Here is a 1,368-nt window from a genome sequence, read left to right as displayed (position 1 = left end):
TGGCCGCCACCCTAATGAGATGGTCAGCCCAGTACGGGAACCCCGCTAAATCTAAACTTATCGGGGTTCTCACTGACTTGCGGAGACCTCTCATGGACACCTTGGACTTGCTTGGCCTGGATATTGGAAAAAGCACCTTTCATCTTGTAGGGCACGACGTTAAAGGCAAGGAAGTGTTGCGCAAGAAATTCAATCGCAACCGCTTGCTCGAGTTCGCAGCAAGGCTGAAGCCCTGCACCATAGCGATGGAGTCTTGTGGCGGTTCACACTGGCTTGCCAGAAAGCTCTTGTCTTTCGGTCATCAAGTGAAATTGATTGCGCCCCAGCATGTAAAACCTTACGTCACCGGCAACAAGAACGACTACATCGACGCTGAGGCAATTTGCGAAGCCGCATCTCGCCCTAAAACACGTTACGTCGCCATCAAAACCGTTGAACAGCAGGTGCTATCAACCCAACACCGCCTTCGTGAGGCGTTGGTAGGACACCGTACTCAAACGATCAATCGCATTCACGGGTTCTTGCTTGAGTTCGGGATCGAACTGCCTGCAACAAAAGCGGCTATGAATCAAGTTCATCAAATTCTGGACGACCCTGCCGCCGAGTTACCGCAACAGCTGAAGTCTTTTATTGAACATCTACTGGAAGAGATGAAGCGGCTCAACGACGAGATTAAGGCGATTGACCGGAGTATCAAAGAGCAAGTGGACACTGATGACGCGGGAACACGCCTGATGAGCATCCCCGGCATCGGCCCGATCATCGCTAGCGCGCTGCTGGCCGACGTCGGCGACGCTTCCAATTTTCACTCATCGCGAGACTTCGCCGCTTCGCTGGGACTGGTGCCAAGGCAATATTCAACAGGCGACCAAACCGTCCTTTTGAACATCAGCAAGCGAGGTGATAAGTACCTTCGAAAGCTTATGATTCAAGGCTCGCGTGCAGTTCTGGTGCACATAGATAAACGTACCGATGCTTTGGGAACCTGGTGCAGAGACCTTCTGATACGAAAGCACCCGAATAAAGTCGCCTGCGCTTTGGCCAATAAATTGGCAAGGATCGTATGGGCTGTTTTAGCTCGCGGAGGTAGCTACAACGCACAATCCATGGCTTGACCGAAATTCACTACCGGCTTTTGCGACGACAAGATGATGACGATAAACAGCTCAACTCCTGCTTGAAAACCTGGCAAACGAATCAGCTTTCGAAGCTGGCACCCTTTTCAAGGACAGGCAGGAGCGACTACTCATCAAGGGCCAGGTGGCAACACTGCCGACCATGAGCCCGGATACATTAGCGCAAGCATGCTTTACCGTTCATCGCTCGTGGTTGCAGGAGATGGGCTGACCATACAATCGTTTGGTAGCG

At 52.0% G+C, this 1,368-nt stretch carries 1 protein-coding gene; it reads left to right on the top strand.

Translation table 11 applies throughout. The features are described 5' to 3' along the window. The first annotated feature begins 92 nt into the window (after positions 1 to 92). Positions 93 to 1,115, top strand: coding sequence for an IS110-like element ISPfl1 family transposase (locus M5B44_RS28745; protein WP_248741300.1), 1,023 nt, complete (start codon positions 93 to 95; stop codon positions 1,113 to 1,115). Positions 1,116 to 1,368: the final 253 nt, after the last annotated feature.

The sequence above is a fragment of the Pseudomonas sp. MWU12-2029 genome (genome assembly GCF_023242425.1).
GTDB lineage: Bacteria > Pseudomonadota > Gammaproteobacteria > Pseudomonadales > Pseudomonadaceae > Aquipseudomonas > Aquipseudomonas kribbensis.
Note: the sequence above shows the minus strand (reverse complement) of the source record. Positions and strands in the feature narration are given on the sequence as shown.

Excerpts from the sequence above, each read along its gene's own strand:
- M5B44_RS28745 (WP_248741300.1), top strand. The coding sequence starts at position 93 with ATGGACACCTTGGACTTGCTTGGCCTGGATATTGGAAAAAGCACCTTT.